Source organism: Deinococcus peraridilitoris DSM 19664 (assembly GCF_000317835.1).
GTDB classification, from domain to species: Bacteria; Deinococcota; Deinococci; order Deinococcales; family Deinococcaceae; genus Deinococcus_A; species Deinococcus_A peraridilitoris.
Window position 1 is genome coordinate 971,777 of record NC_019793.1, and the last position, 24,953, is coordinate 996,729.

The window sequence follows — 24,953 nt, forward strand, 5'->3', positions numbered from 1 at the left end:
ATCTCAACGCTGGCACCGCAGATACAAGATCGAACGGCTGCTGCGGTCCTGGTGCGAGTCCTGACATGGGCCTCCTGGGCCACGGAAAGTGAGCTTTCCGTGCTCTACCTCATCTTAAAAGCTTTTCAAACGCATGAAAATCCGATGAGTGTTACCGCTTCTCTCACATGAAATCAGTTTCGCAGGACGGTCTGCAAAGCAACCGTCAGCGACGTGAGCGCTTCGGAAATACGCCAGGCTGCACGATCCCGAGGCCCGACCGGATTGGACACACTGCGGATTTCCAGCGCCGGCACTCCCAGGCGACGTGCCGCGTGAGCCACGGCGCTGCCTTCCATACCTTCCACCAAGGCACCCGGGAAACGCCGCTCGAGGATGTCCGCTCCAGAGGCGGTGCCGGTGACCGTATCGACGGTCAGAATCGGACCAAGCACGGCCCGGGCGTTCACTTCGCCCAAAACGCCCTGTGCACGCCGCGTCCACTCCCGTGCGCCGTCCCAGGCGGGCAGGCGGTTGTGTAATCCATCTACGAGCTCGAACCCCAGGGCGGCGAGATCCAGAAACTCCTGACCACCCTCGCCTCCCATGGCCCCCAGCGTCGCGTAGATCATCTCGCTGGAAAAAGCCACATCGCCGAAAGTCAGGCCGGAAGAGGGATAAGCGCCGCCAATGCCCACGCTCACCACCAGATCCGGACGCTCCTCGCGCACGGCGTCGGCGGTGGCGAGCGCCGCGTTGACCGCGCCGATCCCGCTGACCCGCACGGAGACTCCCAGACCACGCAAGTGCTGCGCTTCGCCTGGGGTAGCCACCATCAGCAGCGGGCGCATCAAATTTCTTGCAGCGGGCGCTCGGCCAGCCAGTCGGGCAGTTCGCTCGGCGGGTAGGTGTCGAAGTACAGCCGCTCCAGGGCCAACAGGGGGTGCTCACCCAGTGGGCCGCCGTCTCTGCGCCGGTCGACGATGCAGGCGATGGCCAGCGCGCGACCGCCGCGTTCCTCGGCGGCACGAACGGCCTTGAGGACACTTCCCCCCGTGGTCACCACGTCCTCGACCGCGATGAAGGTTTCGCCTGGGGCAATCACGAAGGCATCGCGGACGGTCATGGCGCCTCGCGTGCCGTCGGGGCTGTACTCCTTCTCCGCGAACAGTGCTCGGGCGTCCAGGTGGCGGGCCACCTCATATGCCAGCGTCACGCCGCCCATGGCGGGACCGATCACGAAACTGGGCGCGAGACCCGCCGCGCGCACCTGTGCAGCCATGGCGCGCCCGATCTTCTCGGCGTGGTGAGGGTATTGCAGCACCGTGGTGGACTGCAGGAACATCGGCGAGTGCCGTCCCGAGGCCAGCAGAAAATGACCTTCGTGCAGGGCACCTGTTTCCCGGTAGAGGTCAAGAACGTTCATGGCAAGAAGCTATCAGGTCCCGACCGTTCGTTGGACGCGCGCAGCCCGCGCCGTTCAGTCGAACGCTGGCAGCTCCTCTAGACTGACCGCATGACGCCCGAGGACGTGAAGGCATTTTTCGACGCGCACTGGACGGTGCGCAGGTTCAAAACGTTCGAGCTTCCCCGTGAGCATCTGGACGTTTTGTTGCACGCCGCGCAACGCGCACCGACTGACGCGACGGCGCAGATGTACAGCTTCGTGCAGTTGCGTGACCCGGCGTTGCGTGCCCGCATCGGTGAACTGACCGGCAATCCGCACTTCGCGGCCGCCAGCGTGGCCTTTGTGGTGTGCGCGGACGTGTACCGCCTGCGGCGCGTGCTGGAGGCCCGTGGGTACCCGTACGGCAAGTGGCCGGCAGCCGCCGTGCACTTCTCGATCGGGGACGCGGTCATGGCGGCCCAGAACATGCTGATCGCCGCCGAGATGCTGGGCTACCGCGGCTGCTGGATCGGCGGGGTACTGAGCGCGCTGCCCGAGGTGATGGAGTTGCTCGCCCTGCCCGAACTGGTCTTTCCTTTCGCGGGCCTGGTGGTCGGGGTACCCGACGAGGCGCCCAAAAGCCGCCCGCGTGTGGCCCGGTCGCTCATTCTTCACGAGGACCGCTACCGTCTGCCCACGGGCGCCGAAATAGAGGGCGCGCTGGCGGACATGGCGCCCATCACTGCCCGGGGCGACTGGGCGCAGACCCTGGCCGGTTACTTCGCGCTTGGCGGCACCATGGAAGCGCGTGACGTCACTTTGCAGGCCGTCCTGGCCCGTCAGGGTTTTTCGCATGTGCGGTCTTTTGACGAGGCCTTCGCGCGGGCCGAAACGCTGGGCTTTGCCGACTTGCGCGTTCGTCGGCGCGGTGAGGGCTTCGAGGCCTGGCTCGACCGCGTGGAAGCCGCGCACCGGGGTGAGGGCAACTCTCCCCTGCAGGCCCTGCTGGAGGCCATCGAGGACGCCTCACAAGCAGCTCACGGTTGGGAAGGTTAATCTCAGCTCAGCGCACAAACGCGCAAAACGTAGTTGGATTGGGATGTTGTATCGCCGTATTCACATTTCGATCTACACACTTCAAGGGGGAACACCATGCAGTCAATTCACCTCGGGAGCGGCCAGTGAAGGCCGTCATTCCCGCCGCCGGTCTGGGCACGCGTCTGCGCCCGCTGACTTACACCCGCCCCAAGCCCGTGCTGCGCGTGGCGGGCAAGCCGATCATCCGGCACGCCATCGACAATCTGGTCGCGGCGGGCATTCATGATATCGGCATCGTGGTTTCGGATCTGACCCGTCAGGACATCATGCAGGCCATCGACGGTCTCTCGGGCGTGAACGTCGAGTACATCGACCAGCGCGAAACGCTGGGCCTCGGGCACGCCGTCAAGATGGCGCGCGACTGGATCGCCGGGGACGACTTCTGCGTGTACCTGGGCGACAACCTGTTTCAGAAGGGCGTGCTCGATTACATCGAAATGTTCCAGGCTCAGCGTCCCGACGCGCTGATTGCGCTGGTCGAGGTCGCCGATCCCAGCTCGTTCGGGGTGGCGGAGATGAACGGCGACCGCATCATGCGTCTGGTCGAAAAGCCCAAAGTGCCTCCCAGTAATCTGGCGGTGGCCGGCGTCTACTGCTTTCAGAACAGGATCTTCGACATTCTGGAAACCCTGCAGCCCAGTGCGCGCGGCGAGTATGAAATCACCGACGCCATTCAGCAGCTCATCGAGCAGGGCGGCGTGGTGATGGGTCGGCGGGTGGAAGGCTGGTGGAAGGACACCGGGCGTCCGTACGACCTGATCGACGCCAACCGGCTGCTGCTCGAAGAACTCGAACCACGCAACGATGGTGAGGTGCACGATTCGCGCATCACCGGACGGGTGGCGATCGGCAGTGGCTCAACGGTCACCAACAGCGTGATCGTCGGTCCGGCCCTGATCGGGCGCAACGTGACGCTGGAAAATGCCTATGTGGGTCCCTTCACCTCGATCGGCTCGGGCAGCACCATCCGTGATTCCGAGGTCGAGCACAGCGTAATCGAGGAAGAGGTCGTGATCGACCACGTCGACACGCGCCTGCAGGACTGCCTGATCGGCCTGCGGGCGAGCGTGCGCGGCGGGAAGCGTGTGCCGCGCACGCTGTCCTTTACCTTGTCCGACGCGTCCTCGGTGGAGCTTGCCTGATTCAGACAACCCAATTTGCGTTGCTGGTATTACATTGCTTGAGTCTGGTCATGTTAAGATTGAGACATGTCCAATCCGTATGCCGAATGGTTCGAGCGTCTGCGCGCCGAGTATGGTGACCAGCTCAGCGCCATGCCGCTGCCGGAAGGTCTGCCCGAGCATTTGCGGGACCTGATGGCGCGCGGCGACGAGGAAGCCATCACCCTGATGATCAAACTCGCCTGGCAGTTTGGCGCCCAGGTGGGATACGCCTCGGCCGTGCAGCAAACCGGCGGCGCGGCGCTCAAGCCCCGCAGGACCGTTCAGGCCTGAACCATTGAAGAAACGCAAAATGGTGGCCCCTCGACAGAGGGGCCTTTTTGACGCCGGGGCAGGGCTTTATCTACAGCACACAGCGTTCAGAGGGACAGCGTTCATCGGGATTACAGACGGCGCAGTTGCTCGAGCACACCCGCATCTTCAAGGGTACTGGTGTCCCCGGTGGTTTCCTGCCCGCTGGCGATCTGGCGCAGCAGACGGCGCATGATCTTGCCGCTGCGCGTCTTGGGCAGTGCCTCGGCGATCCGGATTTCGTCAGGACGTGCAATGGCGCCGATCTCACGGGCGACGTGGGTGCGCAGCTCGTCTGTGTTGACCTCGGCGCCCTGCTGCAAGGTCACGAAGGCCACGATGCCCTCCCCTTTCAGCGCGTCAGGCCGTCCCACCACGGCCGCTTCGGCCACCGCAGGGTGAGCCACCAGCGCGCTTTCGACTTCCATGGTGCCCAGACGGTGCCCGGAAACGTTGAGCACATCGTCGATGCGTCCTACCACGGTGACGTAACCGTCCTCGTCGCGCCGCGCGCCATCCCCGGCGAAGTACACGTGCGGAATCTCACCCCAGTACGACTTGCGGTAGCGTTCGTCGTCTCCGTACACCGTGCGCAGCATCGAGGGCCAGGGCCGTTTGAGCACCAGCAGGCCGCCTTCATTCGGCCCGAGTTCACGTCCGTCCTGATCTACGATGGCGACCTCCACGCCGAACATCGGCAGCCCGGCACTGCCCGGCTTGCTGGGGTGCGCGCCGGGAAAAGTCGTGAGCATGATGCTGCCCGTTTCGGTCTGCCACCAGGTATCGATGACCGGGCAACGCCCCTGGCCGATCACGTCGTGGTACCACACCCAGGCTTCGGGATTGATCGGCTCGCCGACGCTGCCCAGCAGCCGCAGGCTCGACAGGTCACTGCGCGCGGGCCAATCGTTGCCGGCGCGCATGAAGGCACGAATCGCGGTGGGCGCGGTGTAGAGAATGCTGACCCTGTGGCGCTCGATCATCTGCCAGAAGCGCCCCATATCAGGATAGTTGGGCGCTCCTTCGTAAAGGAACACACTGGCCCCGTTCAGCAGCGGACCGTACGCCACGTAGCTGTGCCCGGTGACCCAGCCGATGTCGGCGCTGCACCAGAAGAGGTCGTCCTCGCGCAGATCGAAGACCGTACCGGTCGAGAGGTAGTTGGCAACCATGTAGCCGCCGGTGGTATGCAGCACGCCCTTGGGCTTCCCCGTCGACCCGCTGGTGTACAGAATGAAAAGCGGGTGCTCGCTGTCCAGGGCCAGGGCTTCGTGTTGGGCGCTCTGGCTGCCTGTCAATTCGTGCCACCAGCGGTCACGCCCGGCTTGTATCGAAACGTCCTGACCGGTACGTTTCAGGACCACCACGTGCTGCACGGCAGGTGCCTGCTGCAAGGCCTCGTCGGCATTGGCTTTGAGTGGAACCGCGCTGCCACGACGCAGACCGCCGTCGGCGGTGATCAGCACCTTGGAACCTGCATCATTCAGGCGCTCGCTGAGGGCCGCCGCGCTGAAGCCGCCGAACACCACGCTGTGCACCGCCCCGATGCGCGCGCAGGCGAGCATGCTGATCAACGCTTCCGGCACGAGCGGCAGGTAGATCGTGACGCGCTCACCCGTCTGCACCCCCAGGGACGTGAGGGCGTTGGCCAGCTGACAGACTTGCGCGTGCAGATCGCGGTACGTCAGTCGCCGCACCTCACCGTCCTCGCCTTCCCACACAATGGCGGTTTTGTCGCCGCGCTCGTTCAGGTGGCGGTCGAGGGCGTTGTAGGCAATGTTGGTCTGTCCATCTACAAACCACCGGGCGTGCGGCTCCTGCCAGTCGAGCACCGTCGACCAGGGCCTGAACCAGTGCAGTTCACGTGCCACGTCACTCCAGAAACCCTGCGGATCGTCGAGCGAGCGGCGGTAACGCGCGTCGTACTCTTCGCGCGTGATCCGCGCACGCGCTGCGAACTCGGCGGGCGGCATGAATATACGCTCTTCGTGCAAAAAGTTCTCAATGGTTTCCGACACGTTCCACCCATCCCTTTTGCCTCTGGGCGGCCCATCGACCACCCGACTTGGCCCTGGATTTGAAATTGCGCCAAGTGTACCCCACCCGGATGGGAGCCTGCTCGCGGTCCGGCGAAGCTGCCCAGACACCTCAGGTCTGTTACGGTGCCGTGTGGAGCACGCAAAGCGCGCAACTGCCATTCTCCATGTAACACTCACAGGCCGGAATGAGGACGCGATTAGCGTTCAAGTGACGCAAACGCTAGAATGCCCCTTGACGCACGATATGGTCGGCGCAGACATGGATCAGACGTCTCCGGACGCCGTGTCAGGCAAAGACAGGGATGAAGGTGCGCTCGAAGCGTCTTGTGGCCTGTAGCCGCGTGACTTTTTTCCGGCCGCCTTTTGTGACCGGTCCGGCGTAATGGAGGTGCCATGGCGAAGTATCCGCTGATCAAAACAACCCTCAAAGAGCGCCTGCTGGGAGGTCATTACGTCGAAGGCCTACCGCTGCCCAGCGAGCCGCAACTCGCGCGTGAGTTCGAGGTGTCGCGCATGACCGCACGGCGCGCCATCGACGAGTTGGAGCGTGAAGGCTACGTCTACCGCGTGCAGGGCGCGGGCACCTTTCCGACCGGCAAGCGGTTTCGCCAGGGCATGTTCCGGGTGCGGCCCTTCAAGGAGTGGGCGCGACACCCCGAGCACCGCACTGTCGTACTGCGCGCAGTCGAGGTCGCGGCGTCTCCCGAGATCGCGGCGGTCCTGCAGGTGCAAAGCGGCGACAAGGTCGCCTTCGTCCACCGTCTGCGCAGTGCCGGCGACGAACCGCTGGTGATCGAAAAGCGCTACATCAACGCCCAGCTTGCGCCCACGCTGCTCGACCACAATCTGGCCGTCGAGTCGGTGCACGAGGTGCTGGTGGGCCGGCTGGGCCTGGCGCTGACGCGAGTCGAACAGACCCTCGAAGCCGTCAATCTGCGTCAGGAAGAAGCCGATCTCTTGCGCGTTCCCCTGGGCACGGCGGCTTTCTTGCTGCGCCGCACCACGTTTGGTGGAATGCAAAGAATCAGTTATGTCAACTACTGGGTGCGCGGCGACCGCTACGCATTTCAGGACAGCTTCGAACCGTGAACGCACTCCAGCCTTTCTCGACAGGCTTGCCGGAAAAGGCACTTGTTTCTTGCACTCGGTATAATGCCGCAATGGACTCCACCTCGCTGCGCGAGCGACAGAAGGAGCGGCGACGGGCACGTATCTACACCGTGGCCATCGAGCTTTTCAAACGCGGCGGCTTTCAGAACACCACGGCCACCGACATCGCGCGTGCCGCCAACGTTTCGCGTGGCACTTTCTTCAACTATTACCCTTACAAGGAAGCTGTGCTGCTCGATTACGGCTCGGAAATTGTCGAAGGACTGCGCGAATACGCCGAGCAGCGCCTGAGCGAAAACGCCCCGCCGCTGATCATCTTGCAGGAAGTGTGGGAACGCCTGGCCGATGAAAGTGCCCGGGAGCGCGACCTGATTCCGCCGTTGGCTTACGAGCTGCTCAATCCCGACCCCGAACGGGCCCGCACCGCCTACCAGGCCCTGCCGCTCTCCAAGGTCATCGAGGTCATTCTGAGGCCACTGCACAGCGCCGGGCAGTTGCGAGGCGACCTGTCCCTGGAGCGCATGACCAACCTGATCGCCGACACGTACCTGATGACTGCGCTGCGCTGGAGCGCCTACACTGCCGACCGGCCGCTGCGCGAGGAAATGATGCTGACCCTGCAGTTCACGCTGAGCGGTATTTTCCGTTCCAGCTGAGTCGGCCAGCACTCCGGGGGTACACCCTTTCTTCGGAATTGACCGGCGAAGCGGGCGCGCGCACTACACTGAAGTCGAGGAAATGCGCGAAATCTACGTTGCCAATGATTCGCACCGCTGGCCGTTCTCCAAGGGGCTGGTCATCGAGTCGCTGCTCAACGCCGACGTCACGGCGGCAGCCGGTGTGGCGGTGGCCCGTTCGGTCGAGCAGTACCTGCTCGACCACGAGCTGCGTGTGGTCACCCCGACGCAGCTCAAAAGCATCGTCGTGGGCATCACGCGCGAGCAGGTCGGGGACACCGAAGCGGGCCGGGTCGAGGCACAGACGCCTGCCTTCGCCGACATCGTGGTCAAGGGTGACGCCGGCGAGCTTCCCTTTTCACGCGGCATTCTGGCGCGCTCGCTTGAGGACGTGGGCCTCTCGCCGCGCGCGGCCTACACGGTGGCGAGCCGGGTGGACGGTCGCCTCCGGCGAGCGGGCGAAACACGGGTCGACTCGAACAAGGTCGGACGCGCCACCGAGGAGATTCTGGCCGAACTGTACGGCGACGAGTGGCGCCTGACCTACCGCTTCCTGCGCAACAACCGCGGAAAGCTGGGCGTGATGGATGAAGCCGGTCTGGTGGTTCCTTTCAGCAAAGGCATTCTGAGTCAGTCTCTGCTGGCCGCCGGAGTATCACGCGAGTATGCCCGGCGGGTGGCGCGCGAAACCCAGCAGCGCCTGCGCGGTGACGAACGTCGCACGGTGTCGCGTGAGGCGGTGGCCGAAACCGTCGAAACCATTTTGCGCCGTGACATGGGCGAGCAGATGGCCAACCGCTACCGGCTGCTGCGCGCCATTCGCCGCCCACCCAAACCGATCGTGCTGCTGCTCGGAGGCGTCAGCGGAACGGGCAAGAGTTTCCTGGCCTCGGAAATCGCTTACCGCCTCAGCATCGCCCGCATCGTGTCGACCGACTCGGTGCGGCAGGTCATGCGCGCGACGGTCAGCCCTGCCCTGCTGCCGACGCTGCACGCCAGCACTTTCAACGCCTGGGAAACGATGCTCGATCCCGGCGAGGCGTGTCCTGAGCATCCCAGCGAGGAGCAGCTGATCGCCGGTTTCCGGGAACAGGTGGCCCAGGTGTCCGTCGGCCTCAAGGCCGTGATCGAGCGCAGCATCGAGGAAGGCACCTCGGTGGTCGTGGAAGGCGTGCATGCCGCGCCCGGCTACCTGATGTCCGAGATCTTTCAGGACGCGCTGGTGGTACCGATCCTGGTCACCGTTCCCGACGAGGAAGAACACCGCCGCCACTTCGAATCGCGCGATCAGGAGCCCGGCCATTTCCGCCCGCTCAGCCGCTACCTGCGCTACTTTCGCGAGATTCGCGTTTTGCACCAGTATCTCTACGATCTCGCTTTGCGCACGGACGTGCCGATGCTGCACTCGCTGTCCCTTGACGACGCGGCCGATCAGGCGGTTGAGATCGTCGCTCAGCGGGTACTGAGCCTGCTCGGACAGGAAACTGTCGAATCAGGCTGAGGTTTGGTCAGTCCTCACCCCGAAAGCGGCGCAATTCTTCGATGGCGTGATTGTCGCCCACGATCACCAGCGTGTCGTGCAGGCGCAAGTCCTCGTCGGCCCGCGGCGCCACCTCGACCCGCCCGCCCCGATTGAGGGCAATGACCTGCACCCCAAAGCGGTTGGACAGGTTGAGTTCCTTGAGCGTGCCCCGCAACCGCTCGTTGACACCCAGTTCCACAATCGAGGTGTTGGGTCCCAGGTCGGGGGTGTCCTTGCGCCGGATACCACCGATGCGCTGTGCAGTGCGCACGCCCATGTCATGCTCGGGGCGGATCACCTCGTCGGCCCCGATTTTTTCCAGCACCCGCGCCGCCACCTCGTCGGTCGCCTTGCTCACCACATGGCGCGCGCCGAGATTCTTGGCAGCCAGGGTGGCCAGAATATTGGATTTGATGTCGCTGCCAATGGCAATCACGACCTCGTCGAACTCACCTACCCCGATCGAGCGCAAGGCGCGCTCATCGGTGGCGTCCAGAATGGCCGCGTGTGTGACGAGGTTCATGACCCGCTGCACGTTGTCTTCCTCGACATCTACTGCCACGACCTCGTGCCCCAGTTCGTACAGCGTGGTGGCCACGGCCGAACCGAACCGACCCAGACCGATCACCAAGCATTGTTTCGACTTCATCGAGTCTCAGTGTAGACCGCAGGACTAGACCGTAGGACAGGCGACGCCATGACGCTGCTCAGCCGATCAGGATGTTCTTCTCGGCCGGGTAGGACACCAGCCGGTGCCGACCGTGGGTGCTGAAGGCCACGGCAAAGGTCAGCGGTCCCACACGGCCGAGGTACATCAGCGCGATCACGATGCCCTGGCCCCACTCGCTCAGCTGCGCGGTGGTGCCCATGCTGAGCCCCACCGTGCCGAACGCCGAGACCGTTTCGAAGAGCAGGTTCAGAAACGGCAGCTTCGGATTGGCCAGCACCATCAGCACCAGCGCGCCGTTCACCAGCGCCAGGCTCAGCACCGTGACCACCAGCGCCCGCACAATGGTCTCGGTGTCGATGCGCCGCTGAAAGGCCTGCGGCTCACCCCTTCCGCGAATCATGCTCCATGAGGCCAGGATCAGTACGAACAGCGTGGTGACCTTGATGCCGCCGCCCGTGGAACCGGGACTCGCGCCGATGAACATCAGGATGATGGTGAACATCAGCGTGGCGGGCCTCAGCAGGCTGTAGTCGACGGTGTTGAAGCCCGATGAGCGCGGCGTCGTGCTTTCAAAAAAGCTCACGATCAGCTTTTCCCAGAGCGGCAGTGTGCCCAGGGACTGCGGGTTGGTCCATTCCAGCGCCGCAAAGCCCAGCATGCCCAGGGGAAGCAGGATGGCGGTCATGAGCAGCACGATCTTGGAGTAGGTCAGCAGCACGTTCGAGCGGCCCGAAGCCCGCCAGGCCGCCAGGTTGACAACCACCAGAAAGCCCAGGCCGCCGAGAATCACCAGCGTCGCGACCGTCAGGCTGATGACCGGATCGCCGGCGAAGCGCTCCAGGCTGTCAGAGTACAGCGTGAAGCCGCCGTTGTTGAAGGCGGAGACCGAATAAAAAATGGCGTAATACGCGCCCGTGCCCCAGCCTTCCAGGGGACCGAAACGGCTGTAGAGCACGAGCGCTCCCAAGGCCTCGAACGCCAGCGTGTACAGCACGATCAAGCGGATCAGGCGCGCCACGCTGCCCACGTCGAAGGCGCCAGTCTGCTCGGCCAGGCGGACGCGGTCGCCAAAACCGATGCGACGTCCGGCCAGCAGGGCAAACAGCGTCCCGAAGGTCACGATGCCCAGCCCACCGATCTGCATCAGCAGCAGCAGGATGATCTGCCCCAGCAGGTTGAAGGTCTCCCCGGTGGGCACCACGACCAGTCCGGTCACGCACACGGCGCTCGTCGCCATGAACAGCGCCTGCAGAAAGGTCAGTCTCACGCCGGGCGCGTGCGTGGCCGGCATGCTCAGCAGCACGCCGCCCAGCAGGCTGATGAGGGCGAACGACAGGGCGATCAGCTGCGGGGGAGACAGTTTTCGGAAGAAGCGGCGGCGCAGCATGACTGCTTTCATGATGAGGCATCGGGCGCGTCAGTCCAGCAGGCCGCGCTTTCACGGTGCCAGAAGGCTTCAGCATCCGGAGTGGTCTCACACTTCAGCGTGTGTCCTATACTGGAGCGCTATGCAGGAACGCGTGTACGAACTGGAAGTTTTGAGTGGCCTGGAGCGCTTCGCGCGTGAGGAGCTGTCCGCCTTGCGTGGCGCGCGTTCGCTGGGCGAACTGCGCTTTACCTACGACGGCTCGACGCGTGCGGTCAAGCGGCTGCTTTCGGCAGTGGCCGCCTACGAGGTGGAGTATTTCGACGTGCCGCGTCCCAAAGCCCTGCTGGGCCACCAGCATCTCACGCGCCTGCTGCGCTTTGTCGAGGACGTGCTGGAGCAGGACACCTTCAAGAGCTTCCGCTTCAGCGCCGCCGGGCGGGAAACGGCGGTGTTCGCGCGCCTCGCCCAGGAAGTCGAGCGCGCCTGTGGCCTCAGGCACGACCCCAAGGAAGGCGAGCTGCTGCTGCGGTTTGTGCGTGCCGGCGAGGGCTGGGAAGTGCTCGCCCGCCTGACGCCGCGTCCCCTGTCGGCGCGTTCCTGGCGGGTATGCAACATGGCAGGCGGCCTCAACGCCACCCTGGCACACGCCATGCTGCGCCTGGGCGGTGTGCGCTCAGGAGACCGGGTCTTCAACCCGATGTGCGGCTCGGGCACCCTGCTGATCGAGCGTGCCGCGCTGGGCGCTTCAGAGCGGCTCGTGGGCGCCGACGTGGACGAGCGCGCCCTGGAGTGCGCGCGTCAGAATGTCGCCGTCAGCAAGCATCAAGACATCGAAATCGGGCAGATGAACGTTGTCGAGGCCGAATTGCCCGCACGCGCCTTCGACCTGATCGTCGCCGACCTGCCCTGGGGTGACGCGGTGGGCTCGCACGCCTCGAACGCCGAGCTGTACCCGGCGTTTCTGCGCGCCATGGCCCACGTGGGCTCCAAGAATGCGCGTCTGGTGGTCCTGACGCACGAAGTCACTTTGTTCGAGCGCCTGCTGCAAGACGAACGCCGCTGGACCCTGCGCGAGAGCATGCGGGTATATCACGGTGGGCATTACCCGCGCATGTACCTGCTGACCAAGTAGCGTGGGCCAAACCGGCGGTGTTCAGCGCTCGCGCCCGGCCGCGTACAGGGCGGCGCCGACAATGCCTGCCTGGTTGCGCAGCTCGGCCAGCTTCACGGGAGTCTTGACCTGCAGCAGCGGCAGGAATTTGTCGCCTTTCTTGCTGACCCCCCCGCCCAAAATGAAGAGGTCGGGCGAGAAGAGCCGCTCGAGGTACTGCAAGCTGGTGCTCAGTCGTTCGGCCCACTTCTTCCATGACAAGTCCTGATCCTCGCGGACCTTGTCCGAGGCGTAATGCTCGAGTTCCTTGCCGTTCAGCTCGACGTGCCCCAGCTCGGTGTTCGGCACGAGCAGGCCGCCATGCAGCAGCGCGCTGCCGATACCGGTGCCCAGGGTCAGCAGCATGACCACACCGTCTTCTCCGCGTCCGGCACCAAAGCGCGCTTCGGCCAGACCGGCCGCGTCGGCGTCGTTGACCACCCGCACGGTGAGCCCGCTTGCCTCGCTCAGCACCCGTTCGGCGTTGGTGCCAATCCAGCTTTTGTCCACGTTGGCGGCACTGAGCGCCACACCACCACGGATGACTGCCGGGAACGTGCAGCCCACCGCATCACGCCACCCGAAATGCTCACACAGCTCACGCACCACAAGCGCGACCGCCTGGGGCGTGGAGGGTTGCGGCGTGGGAATACGGTGCCGCTCGGCGATCAGGGTGCCGGAGGTGAGATCGACGGGCGCACCCTTGATGCCGCTGCCGCCGATGTCAATGCCGAGAATCTGGGACATAGGGCAATCTTGCCAAAGAAAGCAGGCTTCGGTCCGCTCTCTTAAGAAAGTCACGCCGACTGCGCTGCGCGGAAGCTGCAGATCTGCGTCGGGTGAAGGTTCAACCCAATCCATACGCGCGTAAAACGCGTATCACTTACCGAGACGCAGCAGTGTCCACCTCCCCGCTTACCCAAAGGACGATCATGCAGCACCGCGCACATTTGACAATTTCGATCTGGTTGCCTCAGCGGCGTGGTCGCTCCTTCGTTCCTCGGTTCAGCGGTTGGAAGGAGAGGACACCGTGCCCACACCTGTAATGTTCCCATCGGCCAGGATTTTCTGGAGCGTGGCCTGGACCCCAGTGGGCCCTCAGCGCGTGGTAGGCTCGTCAACGGGCACGGCCCATCTCATGAATCCAACGGACGAACAGCTGATAGCCTTGATGGGCCACGGTCAGGAGGACGCCCTGCGCGAACTCCACCGCCGCTACGCGCCGTACCTGTTTTCAATGGCTCGCCGCATGCTCAGCGGGACCGACGACGTGGAAGCCTGTGTGCAGGACGCTTTTGTCAGCGTCTGGAAGCACGCGGCTCGCTTTGATCCTTCTCGCGCGAGCGCCAAGACGTGGCTCGTGACCATTGCACACCGCCGTTTCCTGCAGGCCCTGCGCGACCGTCCCGACTCTACCCTGCCCCTCGAAGAATGGGACGCCCCCACCCAGTCCACCCAGCCGCTCGACCGCATCATGCTGCAAGGCGCCCTCACACAGCTCGACGGCGAACAGCAAAAGCTGATCGAGCTGGCCTTTTACGACGGGTACAGCCACGGACAGCTGGCCGAGGTGACCGGTTTGCCGCTCGGCACCGTCAAGACCCGCCTGCGGGCCGCCCTGTCCAAACTTCGTACCCATCTGGAGGACAAGCGTGACGCCTGATCAAGATACGCTGACGGCCTACACGCTGGGCTTACTGGAGGGCGAAGAGTTTCGGGCCGTCGAAGCGTACCTGAGTAACCATCCGGAAGTCGCAGCCCAAGTGCGCGCCGATCACGAAGCACTGGCCGCCTTTGCCCTCAGTCTGCCCCCCGGCGAAGTGCCAAGCGGCAGCGAAGAGCGGCTGCTGGCACGCCTGCGCAGCGAGGATAAGGCCGCAGCCGTTGTGCCCGGGCCGCCCGCGGTGCTGAGCCTTCCACCCCAACACGCCGCCCCCTTGGGTCCGTCCAGTGTGTCCACTGCGGGTCAGGACGCTTCCCCTGCAGCGACCACCCGTCGTGTGACACGCACCTGGTGGCCCCTGGCGTTTGCTGCTGCGCTCGCTCTTGTCACGGTGCTGGCCTGGCCCAGCTTGCAATCCTGGCAGACCCAGCAGGCACTGCGCACCTATCAGAATCAGGCGGGCGCCGTGACCCATCAGCTGCAGGCACAGGGCGGCGAGGCGCTCGGTACCCTCGTGCGCCTCGCGGACGGTCGAACGTTTGTGGTCATCAACGAGCGTCCTCAAGCCGGCCGGGTCTATCAGGCCTGGGCAGTCGCGGACGGCAAGGCCGTCTCGCTGGGCGTGTTCCAGGATCGGCAGATTCTGACCCAGGTCGCGCCGGGTGCGGCATTCGCCGTATCCGTAGAGCCTCCCGGGGGCAGCCCGCAGCCCACCAGCACCCCGATCGTGGTGCAGCCCCTATAAGACCTGAAGACCAGACGAAACGGACGAGCAAGAGAAGCAGCGGAAGGTAGACCTTCCGCTGCTTCTCTTGCTCGTCTGGCTCAGGCCTGGACGTTCGTCCGTGCGCCTTTGGCCGTTTCGACCAGCGCAGCGAACGCTTCAGGCTCACGCGCGGCGATGTCGGCCAGGATCTTGCGGTCAAGGCCCACACCGGCCACTTTCAGGCCGTTGATAAAGGTGCTGTAGTTCATGCCGTGCAGACGCGCACCCGCGTTGATACGCTGAATCCACAAACGGCGGAAGTCACGCTTCTTGTTGCGGCGGTCGCGGTACTCGTACGTCGCGGCGTTCAGCAGGGTCTGAAAGGCGTTCTTGTAGTTCTTGGAGCGTGTACCCCAGAAACCCTTGGCGCGCTTGAGTACTTTCTTGTGACGACGGCGGCGGATGATACCGGTCTTGGCGCGTGGCATGGTTTATTTCCCTCCCGGCAGCATGGCCTTCATGCGGGCCCACTCGCTCTTGGCGAGCACGAAGCCCTTGCCCTTGCCACGAATCTCGTCGCCGGACTTGCCGGTGTTCTGGTGGCGCTTTCCGCTCTTGAATGCCATGACTTTGCCCGTCGCGGTGATCTTGATGCGGCGCGTGGCGCTCTTCTTGGTCTTCTGCTTCGGCATTGCTGCTCCTTGTGAGAAAGGGGCGCCCGATGGGGCCGCTTCCTGAGGGCCAGGCCGCAAACGCTGTTGAATGCCTGGACCCTGCTTGTCTGCCGGCGCACTCCCGAAAGCGTGGACGGCAGCCTTGTGATTCTATGACAGAGGGTCAATTCTGACAAGGCGCGCCCTCACGAGACCAGCGCAAAAAGGCGGCCCGTTGTAACGGGCCGCCTTTTTGCTTCAAAAGTCAGACTGTAGGGGTCACGGGCTGCGGTGCGGCCGGATCTGCATCTGCCACCGGAGGGCTGGCCTGGTCACTGCCCCGGTCGACCTTTTTCGCGCCGCCCGGCTTGGGCGTCATGATCATGTTCATGTCCATGCCCATCATGTTGGGCGCACTTTCCGGTGCGCCGATGTCGGCGAGGGTTTCCGCGACGCGGTGCAGGATGCGCTCACCCAGCTCGGGGTGGGTGCGTTCGCGACCACGGAACATAATGGTCACCTTGACCTTGTGGCCTTCCTCGAGGAAGCGGCGCACGTGGTTGGTCTTGGTGTTGAAGTCGTTGGCATCGATCTTGACGCGGAACTTGATCGATTTGACTTCGGTTGCACGAGCACGCTTGCGGTTTTCCTTGGCGTTTTGCTGCTCCTCGTACCGAAAGCGGCCATAATCGAGCAGCTTGCAGACGGGCGGCACCGCCGTCGGCCCCACCATCACGAGGTCGAGGTTCTTTTCACGGGCCATGGCGACCGCTTCGCGCGTGTCGATGATGCCGACCTGTCCGCCCTCGTCGTCGATCAGGCGAACTTGGCGAACCCGAATCTGCTCGTTGATTTTGTGCTCTTTCGCTATTGCTATCACCTCTCCAAAAAACGGGGCGCGGTTCCGAGCATGCAGCCTTGCGCCGCACGCCACCGGCCTCCCGGCCGCCCTTACGGGTCAGTCGCTTTTCATTTTACTACAGATCGGCCCGGGCGCCTTCGTTCACATCGCATTGATGCTCTCCTCAGTGCTTGTGACCCTCATCCAGCCGGGCCGATCCGATCAGTTGCAGCGCCGCCTCGTCGGCGGGTGGGTGCATCAGACCCGCCCGGGCATCACGAAAAAACCGCTCCAGCGGCAGCGACGCTGCCAGGCCGGCACCCCCCGCGGCGCGCAGCGCGAGGTCCCCCGCCCGCACCGCAGCGTTCGTCGCGGCGTGCTTGGCAGCGGCCAGCGCGGGCAGCAGGTCGGGGCGGCGCGATGGTGCGCCGGACCAGGCCCGCGTGGCACGAAACAGCAGGGCCTGCGCGGCGGCCAGTTCCAGCTCGATCTGTCCGACCGCGCTCCGGATGGCAGGCAGGGTTGCGATGGGCCGCCCCAGCGCGGTGGGGACCCGCTGGTGTGCGTGGTGCACCAGGGCGTCGAGCGCGCCCTCTCCCACACCCAGGTAGGTCGCCGCGACTGCGGTCCAGAACCATGCGCTGCTGCCAGGCGAGACGGGCCCGGCAGGAATGTGGTGTTCTCCGGGCACAAAGACGTCCTCGAACACCACGTCGTGCGAGGAACTGCCACGCAACGCCAGCCCGTCGCCCCAGGTGCGCACGATCTTTACGCCGGGCGCGTCGGCGGCCACCAGAAAACGCTCGGTGCGGGCGGCGTCTCCCTCCCCCACCGAGGCGGTCACCACCAGGAAATCGAGCGCGGGAGCGCCGGTAGACCAGGTCTTGCGGCCCTGCAGGCGCCACCCGTCGGGCACCGCCTGCGCCCGGGTGCGCGGCAGCCCTCCCCGCGAGGGGCTACCGAGTTCGGGTTCGGAGGCCAGCGAGTTGATCAGCGCGCCGCGCGACACGGTTGCCTGTGCCACTTTCCGGTAAAGCGCTTCCGGCCACAGGGCTCCTTCAGCGGCACTGCCGAGCACGTGCCCGTTCATGGCGACGATCAGGGCGAGTGAGGCGTCGGTGCGCCCCAGGCATTCCTGCGCCAGCGCGAATTCGTGCAGGGAAGCGCCAGAACCACCCACGTCCTGAGAAACGGTCAGGGCGGCGTAGCCACTCGCCTTGATCGCCTGGATAACGGCAGTGGGCAGCTCGCCTTCCCGCTCGGCCTGCTCGATAAAAGGATGGGCGGCCCGGGCCAGCTGGCGGGCAAGGGTGAGGAACTGTTCCTCGCGAAAAGTGAGGTCGAGGTGGGCAAGCAGGGACACGCCTCAGCTTACGGGGCGGGGGACCTGAAGACTGTCAGGCTGTATCGAACTCGACTTTGCCTTTGATGCAACACAAACCGGAGGAGCGACACGCGCTGACGCGAGCGGACGCTCTCTTTCGTGTGACACTTTCTGGTTGACAGTGTCAAGGCGGGCTTCTAGAATAAGTGTCATGAAAACACTTACTCTGCCGCCTCAGGCCGCGCAGGTGGGCCTGGCGGTGGACGTCGCGGCGTTCGCCATGCACGAGAGCGAACTGCAGGTGCTGCTGGTGCAGCGCGGCACCTTGCCGCACGCTCAGGTCTGGGCGCTCCCAGGCGGCTTTGTGCAACTGCACGAGGAACTGCACGAAGCGGCGTTGCGCGAACTGCGTGAGGAAACCTCGATCAGCCTGGAACCGCGGCACCTGGAGCAGTTTTATACCTTTGGCGCTCCAGAGCGCGATCCGCGCGGCCGCATCGTCTCGGTCGCCCACCTGGCCGTCCTGCCGCACGGCACCGTGCAGGTCACGGGGGGTTCGGGCACGCTGGCCGCCGGCTGGTTTCCTGCGCACACGCCGCCTCCGCTGGCCTTTGACCATGCCCAGATTCTGGAGCGGGCCCTGCGGCGTCTGCAGACCCGGCTGGAATACGCACAGCTGGCCCTGGAGTTCCTGCCTGAGACTTTCACCCTGCCCGAACTGCAAGAAGTCCACGAAGCGATCCTGGCCAAGAAACTCGACAAACGCAATTTCCGCAAACGCCTGCTGGCACAGGGCCTGCTGATTCTCTCCGGCGAACGGCGCAACGGCGTGGGCCGTCCGGCACAGCTGTACCGCCGCAGCAAGACCGCGCGCCGGACGACCGTATGAACGCAGCAGGGCGGCTGGCGTCTCCATGAGCTGGACACCGCGGACGCTGCTGGTCTCGATGCGGCACGGCAAACTGCTCGAAGCGCAGCTGCTCTTGCAAAACGAGTCCGGCGAGCAGGCCACCCTGCTCCTGAGTCCCAAAATGGGCGCGCGGCTGAGCGGCGCTGAACGCAGCCTGGCCCTGGCACTGGAGGCCGCGGCATACGTGACGGGTCTGGCCGTGCGCCTGGAGGCGCCCCATCCGCATGGCGTGCGCCTGCTCGTCGATGGGCGTGAGCAGAAGAGCATCACCCGCTATGGAGCGGTTTTCGCGCAGGTGGCCGAACTGGCCGATGCCTACGCCGACAGCGTCGAGTAACGAACGGTCCTCGGCGCCTGACGCACCATCGCGCCGCTTGCCCTCGGGTAAAATGCACTTATGGACATGAAGAAGCTGATGAAGCAGATGCAGCAGGCACAGGCCGCCGCCGCGAAGATTCAGGAAGACCTGGCGCAGCAGATGGTCGAGGGCAGCGCCAGCGGAATGGTCAGCGTCACCATGAACGGACAGGGCAAGGTCACCGCCATCAAGATCAATCCGCAGGCCGTGGACCCGGACGACGTCGAGGCGCTCGAGGACCTGCTGCTGGTGGCCATTCAGGACGCCGCTGGCAAGGCCGACGATCTGCAGCAGCGTGAGACCCAGCGCAGCCTGGGCTTTTTGGGCGGCATGCTTTGAGGCCAATGCTCTCCATTGATAGCAGGCGACCATGAAATACCCGGCCAGCCTGGTGGCCTTGATTCGGGAGCTGTCGCGCTTGCCGGGCATCGGTCCCAAATCAGCGCAGCGCCTGGCCTTTCACCTGTTCGAACAGCCACGCGAAGACATCGAGCGTCTCGCGGGCGCCTTGCTGGAAGCCAAACGCGAGCTGCAGATGTGCAAGCAGTGCTTCAACGTGACCGACCGCGAACTGTGCGACGTCTGCACCGACACGGGACGCGATCGCGCGCAGATCTGTGTGGTCGAGGAGCCCGGTGACGTCATCGCCATCGAACGCAGTGGTGAGTTTCGTGGCCTCTATCACGTCTTGCACGGCGCGATCAGCCCCATGAACGGCGTTTCTCCCGAGAAGCTCTACATCAAGCCTCTGCTGACCCGACTGCAGCAGAACGAACTGAAGCCCGAAGACCACGAGGTCATCCTGGCCACCAGCACCACGGTGGAGGGTGAAGCCACCAGCCTGTACCTGCAGCGTCTGCTCGAGCCGCTGGGCGTCATGGTGTCACGCATCGCCTACGGTCTGCCCGTGGGGGGCGCCCTGGAATACGCCGACGAGGTCACCCTGGGGCGCGCCCTGGCTGGCCGGCAGCGGGTGACCCGATAGCAGATACGCCGCGCCACTCTCATGAATCCTTGGACCGCTTTACATCTTTTTCTCACCGCTCGCCTATACTGAACGGGTGCTAGAGCAGCATCTCTCTCAACTCGTGGCCGATGTCGACGGTGCGTCCGGCGCGGCCATCGGCGGCTTCGACGGTCTTCTCGTCGAGGAATACGGCGCCGGCAACTCCGACCTCAGCCTGCTCGTGGCCGAACACGCCGGCCTGCTGCGTGCCGCCTTCAGCGCTTATGAAAACACCCTGTCGGGTGGGCAGCTTCGCGAATTCTATCTGCGCGGAGACCACCTCAGCGCGTTCAGCCTGCCCGTCAGTTCCGAACTCTTTTTGATGATCGTGATGGACGGCCAGAAAAACAACCTCGGCCAGGCCCGGCTGTACGGCCTGGAAACCGCCAAAAAGCTGGGAGAGATCCTGTGAAGCTGCGCGCCTTGATGGGTACGCCCGGCGTGCGCAGCGCGGCGCTTGTCGGCCGCGACGGATTGGCGCTGGAAGCCTACGGCGATAAGGGTGAACACCTGGCCGCCGAACTCGCCTCGCTGCGCGAAAGCCTGGAGCGGCTCGCGCGCCGCCTGGGCTCGGGAGCGCTGTCACGAATTGCCTTCACGACCGAGCACTTCGAGGTGGTCGCCGTCAGTGTCGGCGATTTCATCACCGGAGTCGCCCTGACGCGAGGCAGCGATACGCGCGCTGCCCAGCTTGAACTGGCCCGCGTGGCGCTCGAACTGGCACCTCAGGCCGCCCTGGGTGAGCGCTGATGCTCGATCAGCTGATGACCGTCCGCGGCGTGAAATCGGCCGCTGTGCTGGGTGCGGGGGGCGAAGTGCTGTCCCACGTGGGGTTCCGCATCGATTCGACGGTCGCGCTGCAGGGCCGTGAGGTCGTGAGCGGCATGGCCTCCGCACTCAGCGGCGGTGAGTGGCGCGATGTCGTCATCGATTTCGAGGACGGTCCCGTGATGCTCGTCCCGCTCGGAACACACACCCTGCTGGCCAGCTTCGACGACGTGGCCATTCTGGGGCGCCTGCGCTACGCGGTCAAACGGGCACTGCCCGAGCTGCAAGGCCAGTTCGGCTGAGCCGAACTGCACGGGCGCGTTCCCTCAACCAGTCGACCAAAAAAGGAGGGCGGGACTTTCCCGCCCTCCTTTTAACACCCACTTAACACACCACTCAATCGTCCGCCGCCATGCCGCCTCCCTCGTACTGCAGGCGGTACAGGCGAGAGTAATACCCGCCACGCGCGAGCAGTTCGGTGTGCGAGCCTTCTTCGACGACACGCCCCTGGCGCATCACCACGATGCGGTCGCAGTGCTCGATGGTGCTCAGCCGATGCGCGATGATGATGCTGGTGCGCCCGACCATCACCTTCTGCAGGGCCGCCTGAATCTGCAACTCCGTCTCGGTGTCGATGCTGGCCGTGGCCTCGTCGAGGACCAGCAGGATGTCGGGGTTCTGAATCAGCGCGCGGGCAAAGGCGATCAGTTGCTTCTGTCCAGTGGACAGTGTGGCGCCACGTTCACGCACCTCACTGTGATACCCGTCGGGCAGATTCATGATGAAGTCGTGCACGCCGACGTACTTGCAGGCCTGCACCACCCGCTCGTGAGGAATGGCCGGGTCGCCCAGGGTCAGGTTGCTCTCCATGGTGCCGGCGAACAAAAAGACATCCTGGAGCACCACGCCGATGTGGCGGCGCAGGTCATACTGCGCCAGGTCGCGCACGTCGTGGCCGTCCACCAGAACTGCGCCGCGCTGCACATCGTAAAAGCGCGAGACCAGGCTGGTGATGCTGGTCTTCCCGGCACCCGTGGCCCCCACGAGCGCGACGCTTTCACCGGGGCGGATGGTCAGGTCGATACCACGCAGGGTCCAGCGCTCGTCACTGTCAGGCGTGTCCGCGGTGACACTGCTGTCATAGCTGAACCAGACGCTGCGCAGTTCCACTTCACCGCGAAAGCGCTCCAGGCGGCGCGCGCCGGGTTTGTCCTGAATCTTTTCCTCGGTATCCAGCACCCCAAAGATCCGCTCACCTGAAGCCATGGCCGACTGCAAATTGTTCATGACGTCCGCCAGATCCTGAATCGGCTGAAACAACGCGGTGATAAAACCCACGAAAGCCACCAGCGTTCCCAACGTCACGCCCGCACCGGACAGAATGTCACGCCCGGCGTACCACAGCACGAGGGCGGTGGCGACCTGCGCGAGCACGGCCACAGTCGGCATATAAATCGAAAACCAGCGGATCGAGTTCAGGTTGGCGCCCAGCAGCCCCCGGTTGGCGCGGTCGAACTCCACGGCATTGCGGTTCTCACGCGAGAAAAGCTGCACGGTCAGCATCCCGGTGATGTTCTCGTTGAGCTTGCTGTTGACGATCGCCTGCTGCAAACGCGTTTCTCGAAAGGCGTCACGAATTTTGATTCGAAAAAAGTTGGCGGCCCAGAACAGAAATGGCAGCACGGTAAAGCTCACGAGCGCCAGTTGCCAGTTGAGGCTCAACATGATCACGACGTACACGATCACCAGAAAGGTGGACTGAATCAGCGCCACGAGACCCGCGGTGATGAACTGGTTGATGGCATCGACATCGCTCGTCACACGCGTGATCAGCCGCCCCACCGGGTTCTGGTCGAAGTACGCGAGGTGCAGCCGCTGCAGCTTCGTGAACAGGTCGGCCCGGATGTCATACAGCACGCGCTGTCCCAGGAAACTGATGGCCAGCGTGAAACCGTAGCGCAAAGCGAACTCGACGATCTTCAGCAGCAGATACGCCAAAGCCACCAGCAACAGGCCCTGAAAGAGCGCCTCTGGCCCCAGATTCCCCCGGCCGGTGGTCGGCAGCAGGTAATGGTCGATGGCGTAGCGTTGCAGCAGGTTGAAGGTGGGCTGGGACAGCGCGATCAGAAAGGCCAGCAGCACGCCCGTGGCGGCCAGCCGCACATACGGATTCAGGTATCCCAGGATGCGCCGCGTCAATTGGGGGTCAAAGGCCTTGCGAAAGGCTTCGTCAGCTTGAATGGTCACGCGCGTGCCTCCTGGGTGCTCATGTCGTGCTGGTCCTGCCCGGAAGCGTCCTCGTCGATTTCGCTGGCGAGGCGCTGCTTGCGCTCCAGTTCGGCGTAATGTCCGCCCTGGGCCAGCAACACCTCGTGTGCGCCCTGTTCGACGATCCTTCCTTCGTGCAGCACGATGATGTGATCGGCGTGCCGCAGCGTGGAGACACGGTGGCCGATCAGCAGCACGGTGCGTCCCTGCTGTACGTCGCGCAAAGCCTGCAGGATGCGCGATTCGGTTTCGGTGTCAACCGCGCTGGTCGAGTCGTCGAGAATCAGGATTTTTGGCTCTCTCACCAGCGCGCGGGCCAGGGCCGTGCGCTGACGCTGCCCGCCGGACAGGGTCACACCGCGTTCGCCCAGCAGGGTGTCATAGCCGTTGGGGAAATCCTCGATGTCATTTGACAGACCGGCGAGCTGCGCGGCCCGCCGGACCCGGTCCATGTCAGGCGGCGGGTCCTGCCCGGCGGGCGGCGCGGCCTGAAAGGCAGGTACGCGCGTCGCGACGGGCGGATAGTGCTCGTTGTCGAGCCCGAAAGCGATGTTGGTGGCGATGGTGTCGCTGAAGAGAAACGGTTCTTGCGGCACGGTGGCGATGTTCGCACGCAGCGTCTTGAGCGGAATGACCCGGACATCGACTCCATCGATCAGCACCCGCCCCTCGCTGGGATCGACCAGCCGCGTGATCAGCTGTGCCAGCAGGGTCTTGCCACTTCCCGTCGGGCCGGTGATGCCCAGCGTCTGCCCGGCCGGAATGTGCAGCGACAGATCGCGCAGCACCACCGTGCGGTCAAAGCGCAAGGTGACGCCTTCGAAATGGATGTCTCCCTGCAGGGTGCGGATGGTCGGGTCAGTACGCTTGCTGTCGTGCACCACGGGGCGGGCGTCGAACATGTCCTGCAGGCGCGACCAGGAAGCGAGCCCGCGCTGGGACAGGTTGGTGATGAAGCCGATCATCAGCATCGGCCACGACAGACGCTCGAGGGTCAAGGCGAACTGCGTGAATTGACCGAGCGTCAGGGTTTCGCCCGGCACGAGCCCCAGGATCATGCGCCCACCGAAAATCAGGATCAGCACGTAGGCGATGCCCATCAGCAGGCTCATAAAGGCCTGCAGCGGCCCTTCGACCTTGACCAGGCTGATGGCGCGGCGAATCAGTTCATCGTTCATGCTCTTGTACTGCGCAATCTCGCGGTCCTCGACGGCGTACCCTTTGACTACGCGCGCACCGGAGAAGTTCTCCTGGGCCTTGGCGCTGATGGCCGAATTCTGCTCCTGCACTTTCACGTAGCGCGCCGAGATGGTCCGCGCCAGCGAGTACAGCACGATCACGATCACCGGGAACACCGCAAGCACCAGCAGCGTGAGCTTCCATGACAGGCTGAACATCACCACGAGCGCGGTGGCAAACGCCGTCACGATGTTCACGACCTGCCAGGTGCCAAAGCCCAGCAGTTCTCGCACGGCCGACAGGTCGCCGGTCAGGCGGTTCATCAGGTCACCCGTGCGCGCACGGTCATAATAGGCCTTGTCCAGCGTCGTGAGGTGCGAAAAGATGTCGCGGCGAATTTCATACTCGGTCTGACGACTGGCCACCACGATCTGACGACGCATAACAAACATGAAGAGGCCCGAGACCGCAGCGCCTGCCACGACGCCAAGGGCATACAGCATCAGGGTGCCGAGCGCGATTCCTGTCGTGCCCGGATTGCCGTCGGCGCTTCTGGTCAGGCCGTCGATCGAAAGCCGCAGGAAATAGGCAGGCAGCAGCACTGCCGAGTTGGCGAGCAGCACGGCCAGGAAGCCCAGCAGATACTGGCGTCGGTGGAGAAGCAGATAAGGCCAGAGGGTCCGGATGCTGTTCAAAGTTACCTCAGGGTTTGGGAGTCACTCACTGGGCGAAATCGCTTGGCAGGTTCTGCCAGAATCATCAGTCTATGACTCCACAGGGTGTTCGCACCATGCGCCGATTGGC

At 64.3% G+C, this 24,953-nt stretch carries 28 protein-coding genes; 16 read left to right on the forward strand and 12 right to left on the reverse strand.

The features are described from left to right. Window positions 1-173: 173 nt before the first annotated feature. Together mqnB and pyrE are read right to left on the reverse strand one after the other, a co-directional pair. Window positions 174-830, reverse strand: coding sequence for a futalosine hydrolase (mqnB, locus tag DEIPE_RS04625; RefSeq protein WP_015234820.1), 657 nt, complete (start codon window positions 828-830; stop codon window positions 174-176). After that, on the reverse strand, window positions 830-1,405 hold the full coding sequence (gene pyrE, locus DEIPE_RS04630; RefSeq protein ID WP_015234821.1) for an orotate phosphoribosyltransferase: 576 nt from the start codon (window positions 1,403-1,405) through the stop codon (window positions 830-832). Before pyrE ends, mqnB begins: the two co-directional genes overlap by 1 nt. Window positions 1,406-1,495: 90 nt before the next feature. Between pyrE and DEIPE_RS04635 the strand changes: the two genes are divergently transcribed. The 3 genes from DEIPE_RS04635 (at window position 1,496) to DEIPE_RS04645 (ending at window position 3,918) form a co-directional block, all read left to right on the forward strand. Continuing rightward, window positions 1,496-2,422 (forward strand): nitroreductase family protein, encoded by a 927-nt coding sequence (locus tag DEIPE_RS04635; protein WP_015234822.1) that lies wholly within the window; start codon window positions 1,496-1,498, stop codon window positions 2,420-2,422. 125 nt (window positions 2,423-2,547) lie between these two features. Next, the gene (locus tag DEIPE_RS04640) at window positions 2,548-3,606 is read left to right on the forward strand and encodes a glucose-1-phosphate thymidylyltransferase (RefSeq protein ID WP_015234823.1); all 1,059 of its coding nucleotides are present in this window, start codon (window positions 2,548-2,550) and stop codon (window positions 3,604-3,606) included. A gap of 66 nt (window positions 3,607-3,672) precedes the next feature. Then, window positions 3,673-3,918, forward strand: coding sequence for a hypothetical protein (locus DEIPE_RS04645; RefSeq protein WP_015234824.1), 246 nt, complete (start codon window positions 3,673-3,675; stop codon window positions 3,916-3,918). Window positions 3,919-4,028: 110 nt separating this feature from the next. On the opposite strand, the gene acs is transcribed toward DEIPE_RS04645, so the two are convergent. Further along, window positions 4,029-5,909: an acetate--CoA ligase gene (gene acs, locus DEIPE_RS04650; RefSeq protein WP_052326766.1), complete on the reverse strand. Its 1,881-nt coding sequence runs from the start codon at window positions 5,907-5,909 to the stop codon at window positions 4,029-4,031. A 459-nt stretch (window positions 5,910-6,368) separates the two neighbouring features. On the opposite strand from acs, the gene DEIPE_RS04655 reads away from it, so the two are divergent. The 3 genes from DEIPE_RS04655 to DEIPE_RS04665 all read left to right on the forward strand — a co-directional run bounded on the left by DEIPE_RS04655 (window position 6,369) and on the right by DEIPE_RS04665 (window position 9,263). Next, complete coding sequence (locus DEIPE_RS04655; protein ID WP_015234826.1) at window positions 6,369-7,064, forward strand: GntR family transcriptional regulator; 696 nt, start codon at window positions 6,369-6,371, stop codon at window positions 7,062-7,064. A gap of 71 nt (window positions 7,065-7,135) precedes the next feature. Beyond that, window positions 7,136-7,741 (forward strand): TetR/AcrR family transcriptional regulator, encoded by a 606-nt coding sequence (locus DEIPE_RS04660; protein WP_015234827.1) that lies wholly within the window; start codon window positions 7,136-7,138, stop codon window positions 7,739-7,741. An 82-nt stretch (window positions 7,742-7,823) separates the two neighbouring features. Continuing rightward, window positions 7,824-9,263, forward strand: a complete 1,440-nt coding sequence (locus DEIPE_RS04665; RefSeq protein WP_015234828.1) for an ATP cone domain-containing protein — start codon at window positions 7,824-7,826, stop codon at window positions 9,261-9,263. Window positions 9,264-9,270: 7 nt separating this feature from the next. Here the strand turns inward: DEIPE_RS04665 and DEIPE_RS04670 are convergent, their stop codons facing one another. After that, window positions 9,271-9,933, reverse strand: coding sequence for a potassium channel family protein (locus DEIPE_RS04670; protein WP_015234829.1), 663 nt, complete (start codon window positions 9,931-9,933; stop codon window positions 9,271-9,273). Between the two features lie 58 nt (window positions 9,934-9,991). Continuing rightward, the gene (locus tag DEIPE_RS04675) at window positions 9,992-11,353 is read right to left on the reverse strand and encodes a TrkH family potassium uptake protein (RefSeq protein WP_015234830.1); all 1,362 of its coding nucleotides are present in this window, start codon (window positions 11,351-11,353) and stop codon (window positions 9,992-9,994) included. 109 nt (window positions 11,354-11,462) lie between these two features. On the opposite strand from DEIPE_RS04675, the gene DEIPE_RS04680 reads away from it, so the two are divergent. Then, the gene (locus DEIPE_RS04680) at window positions 11,463-12,455 is read left to right on the forward strand and encodes a methyltransferase domain-containing protein (RefSeq protein WP_015234831.1); all 993 of its coding nucleotides are present in this window, start codon (window positions 11,463-11,465) and stop codon (window positions 12,453-12,455) included. 21 nt (window positions 12,456-12,476) lie between these two features. Here DEIPE_RS04680 and ppgK read toward each other — a convergent pair whose 3' ends face one another. Continuing rightward, entirely contained in the window at window positions 12,477-13,220 is a 744-nt protein-coding gene (gene ppgK, locus DEIPE_RS04685; RefSeq protein WP_015234832.1) for a polyphosphate--glucose phosphotransferase, read from the reverse strand. A gap of 391 nt (window positions 13,221-13,611) precedes the next feature. On the opposite strand from ppgK, the gene DEIPE_RS04690 reads away from it, so the two are divergent. Then, window positions 13,612-14,136 carry a sigma-70 family RNA polymerase sigma factor gene (locus DEIPE_RS04690; protein WP_041230699.1) on the forward strand — a complete coding sequence of 175 codons (525 nt, stop codon included), beginning with the start codon at window positions 13,612-13,614 and terminating at the stop codon, window positions 14,134-14,136. Continuing rightward, entirely contained in the window at window positions 14,126-14,881 is a 756-nt protein-coding gene (locus DEIPE_RS04695; RefSeq protein ID WP_015234834.1) for an anti-sigma factor, read from the forward strand. Before DEIPE_RS04690 ends, DEIPE_RS04695 begins: the two co-directional genes overlap by 11 nt. 80 nt (window positions 14,882-14,961) lie before the next feature. Here the strand turns inward: DEIPE_RS04695 and rplT are convergent, their stop codons facing one another. The 4 genes from rplT to DEIPE_RS04715 all read right to left on the reverse strand — a co-directional run bounded on the left by rplT (window position 14,962) and on the right by DEIPE_RS04715 (window position 17,699). Continuing rightward, complete coding sequence (rplT, locus tag DEIPE_RS04700; RefSeq protein ID WP_015234835.1) at window positions 14,962-15,330, reverse strand: 50S ribosomal protein L20; 369 nt, start codon at window positions 15,328-15,330, stop codon at window positions 14,962-14,964. A gap of 3 nt (window positions 15,331-15,333) precedes the next feature. Next, complete coding sequence (gene rpmI, locus DEIPE_RS04705; RefSeq protein ID WP_015234836.1) at window positions 15,334-15,534, reverse strand: 50S ribosomal protein L35; 201 nt, start codon at window positions 15,532-15,534, stop codon at window positions 15,334-15,336. A gap of 226 nt (window positions 15,535-15,760) precedes the next feature. Next, on the reverse strand, window positions 15,761-16,375 hold the full coding sequence (gene infC, locus DEIPE_RS04710) for a translation initiation factor IF-3 (RefSeq protein WP_041231181.1): 615 nt from the start codon (window positions 16,373-16,375) through the stop codon (window positions 15,761-15,763). Window positions 16,376-16,520: 145 nt separating this feature from the next. After that, window positions 16,521-17,699: an acyl-CoA dehydrogenase family protein gene (locus tag DEIPE_RS04715; protein ID WP_015234838.1), complete on the reverse strand. Its 1,179-nt coding sequence runs from the start codon at window positions 17,697-17,699 to the stop codon at window positions 16,521-16,523. Between the two features lie 172 nt (window positions 17,700-17,871). On the opposite strand from DEIPE_RS04715, the gene DEIPE_RS04720 reads away from it, so the two are divergent. From DEIPE_RS04720 to DEIPE_RS04750, 7 genes are all read left to right on the forward strand, one after another. Further along, a complete protein-coding gene (locus DEIPE_RS04720; protein ID WP_015234839.1) occupies window positions 17,872-18,549 on the forward strand; it encodes an NUDIX hydrolase in 678 nt (225 codons plus the stop codon). A gap of 25 nt (window positions 18,550-18,574) precedes the next feature. Further along, window positions 18,575-18,907: a hypothetical protein gene (locus DEIPE_RS04725; RefSeq protein WP_015234840.1), complete on the forward strand. Its 333-nt coding sequence runs from the start codon at window positions 18,575-18,577 to the stop codon at window positions 18,905-18,907. A 60-nt stretch (window positions 18,908-18,967) separates the two neighbouring features. After that, a complete protein-coding gene (locus tag DEIPE_RS04730) occupies window positions 18,968-19,267 on the forward strand; it encodes a YbaB/EbfC family nucleoid-associated protein (RefSeq protein ID WP_015234841.1) in 300 nt (99 codons plus the stop codon). A 31-nt stretch (window positions 19,268-19,298) separates the two neighbouring features. Continuing rightward, window positions 19,299-19,913, forward strand: coding sequence for a recombination mediator RecR (gene recR / locus DEIPE_RS04735; RefSeq protein WP_015234842.1), 615 nt, complete (start codon window positions 19,299-19,301; stop codon window positions 19,911-19,913). Between the two features lie 76 nt (window positions 19,914-19,989). After that, window positions 19,990-20,346 carry a roadblock/LC7 domain-containing protein gene (locus tag DEIPE_RS04740; protein ID WP_015234843.1) on the forward strand — a complete coding sequence of 119 codons (357 nt, stop codon included), beginning with the start codon at window positions 19,990-19,992 and terminating at the stop codon, window positions 20,344-20,346. Continuing rightward, window positions 20,343-20,684, forward strand: a complete 342-nt coding sequence (locus DEIPE_RS04745; RefSeq protein WP_015234844.1) for a roadblock/LC7 domain-containing protein — start codon at window positions 20,343-20,345, stop codon at window positions 20,682-20,684. Before DEIPE_RS04740 ends, DEIPE_RS04745 begins: the two co-directional genes overlap by 4 nt. Continuing rightward, window positions 20,684-21,004: a roadblock/LC7 domain-containing protein gene (locus DEIPE_RS04750; RefSeq protein ID WP_015234845.1), complete on the forward strand. Its 321-nt coding sequence runs from the start codon at window positions 20,684-20,686 to the stop codon at window positions 21,002-21,004. Before DEIPE_RS04745 ends, DEIPE_RS04750 begins: the two co-directional genes overlap by 1 nt. 94 nt (window positions 21,005-21,098) lie before the next feature. Here the strand turns inward: DEIPE_RS04750 and DEIPE_RS04755 are convergent, their stop codons facing one another. Together DEIPE_RS04755 and DEIPE_RS04760 are read right to left on the reverse strand one after the other, a co-directional pair. Next, window positions 21,099-22,949: an ABC transporter ATP-binding protein gene (locus tag DEIPE_RS04755; protein ID WP_015234846.1), complete on the reverse strand. Its 1,851-nt coding sequence runs from the start codon at window positions 22,947-22,949 to the stop codon at window positions 21,099-21,101. After that, window positions 22,946-24,844, reverse strand: coding sequence for an ABC transporter ATP-binding protein (locus DEIPE_RS04760; RefSeq protein ID WP_015234847.1), 1,899 nt, complete (start codon window positions 24,842-24,844; stop codon window positions 22,946-22,948). Before DEIPE_RS04760 ends, DEIPE_RS04755 begins: the two co-directional genes overlap by 4 nt. Between the last annotated feature and the right edge of the window lie 109 nt (window positions 24,845-24,953).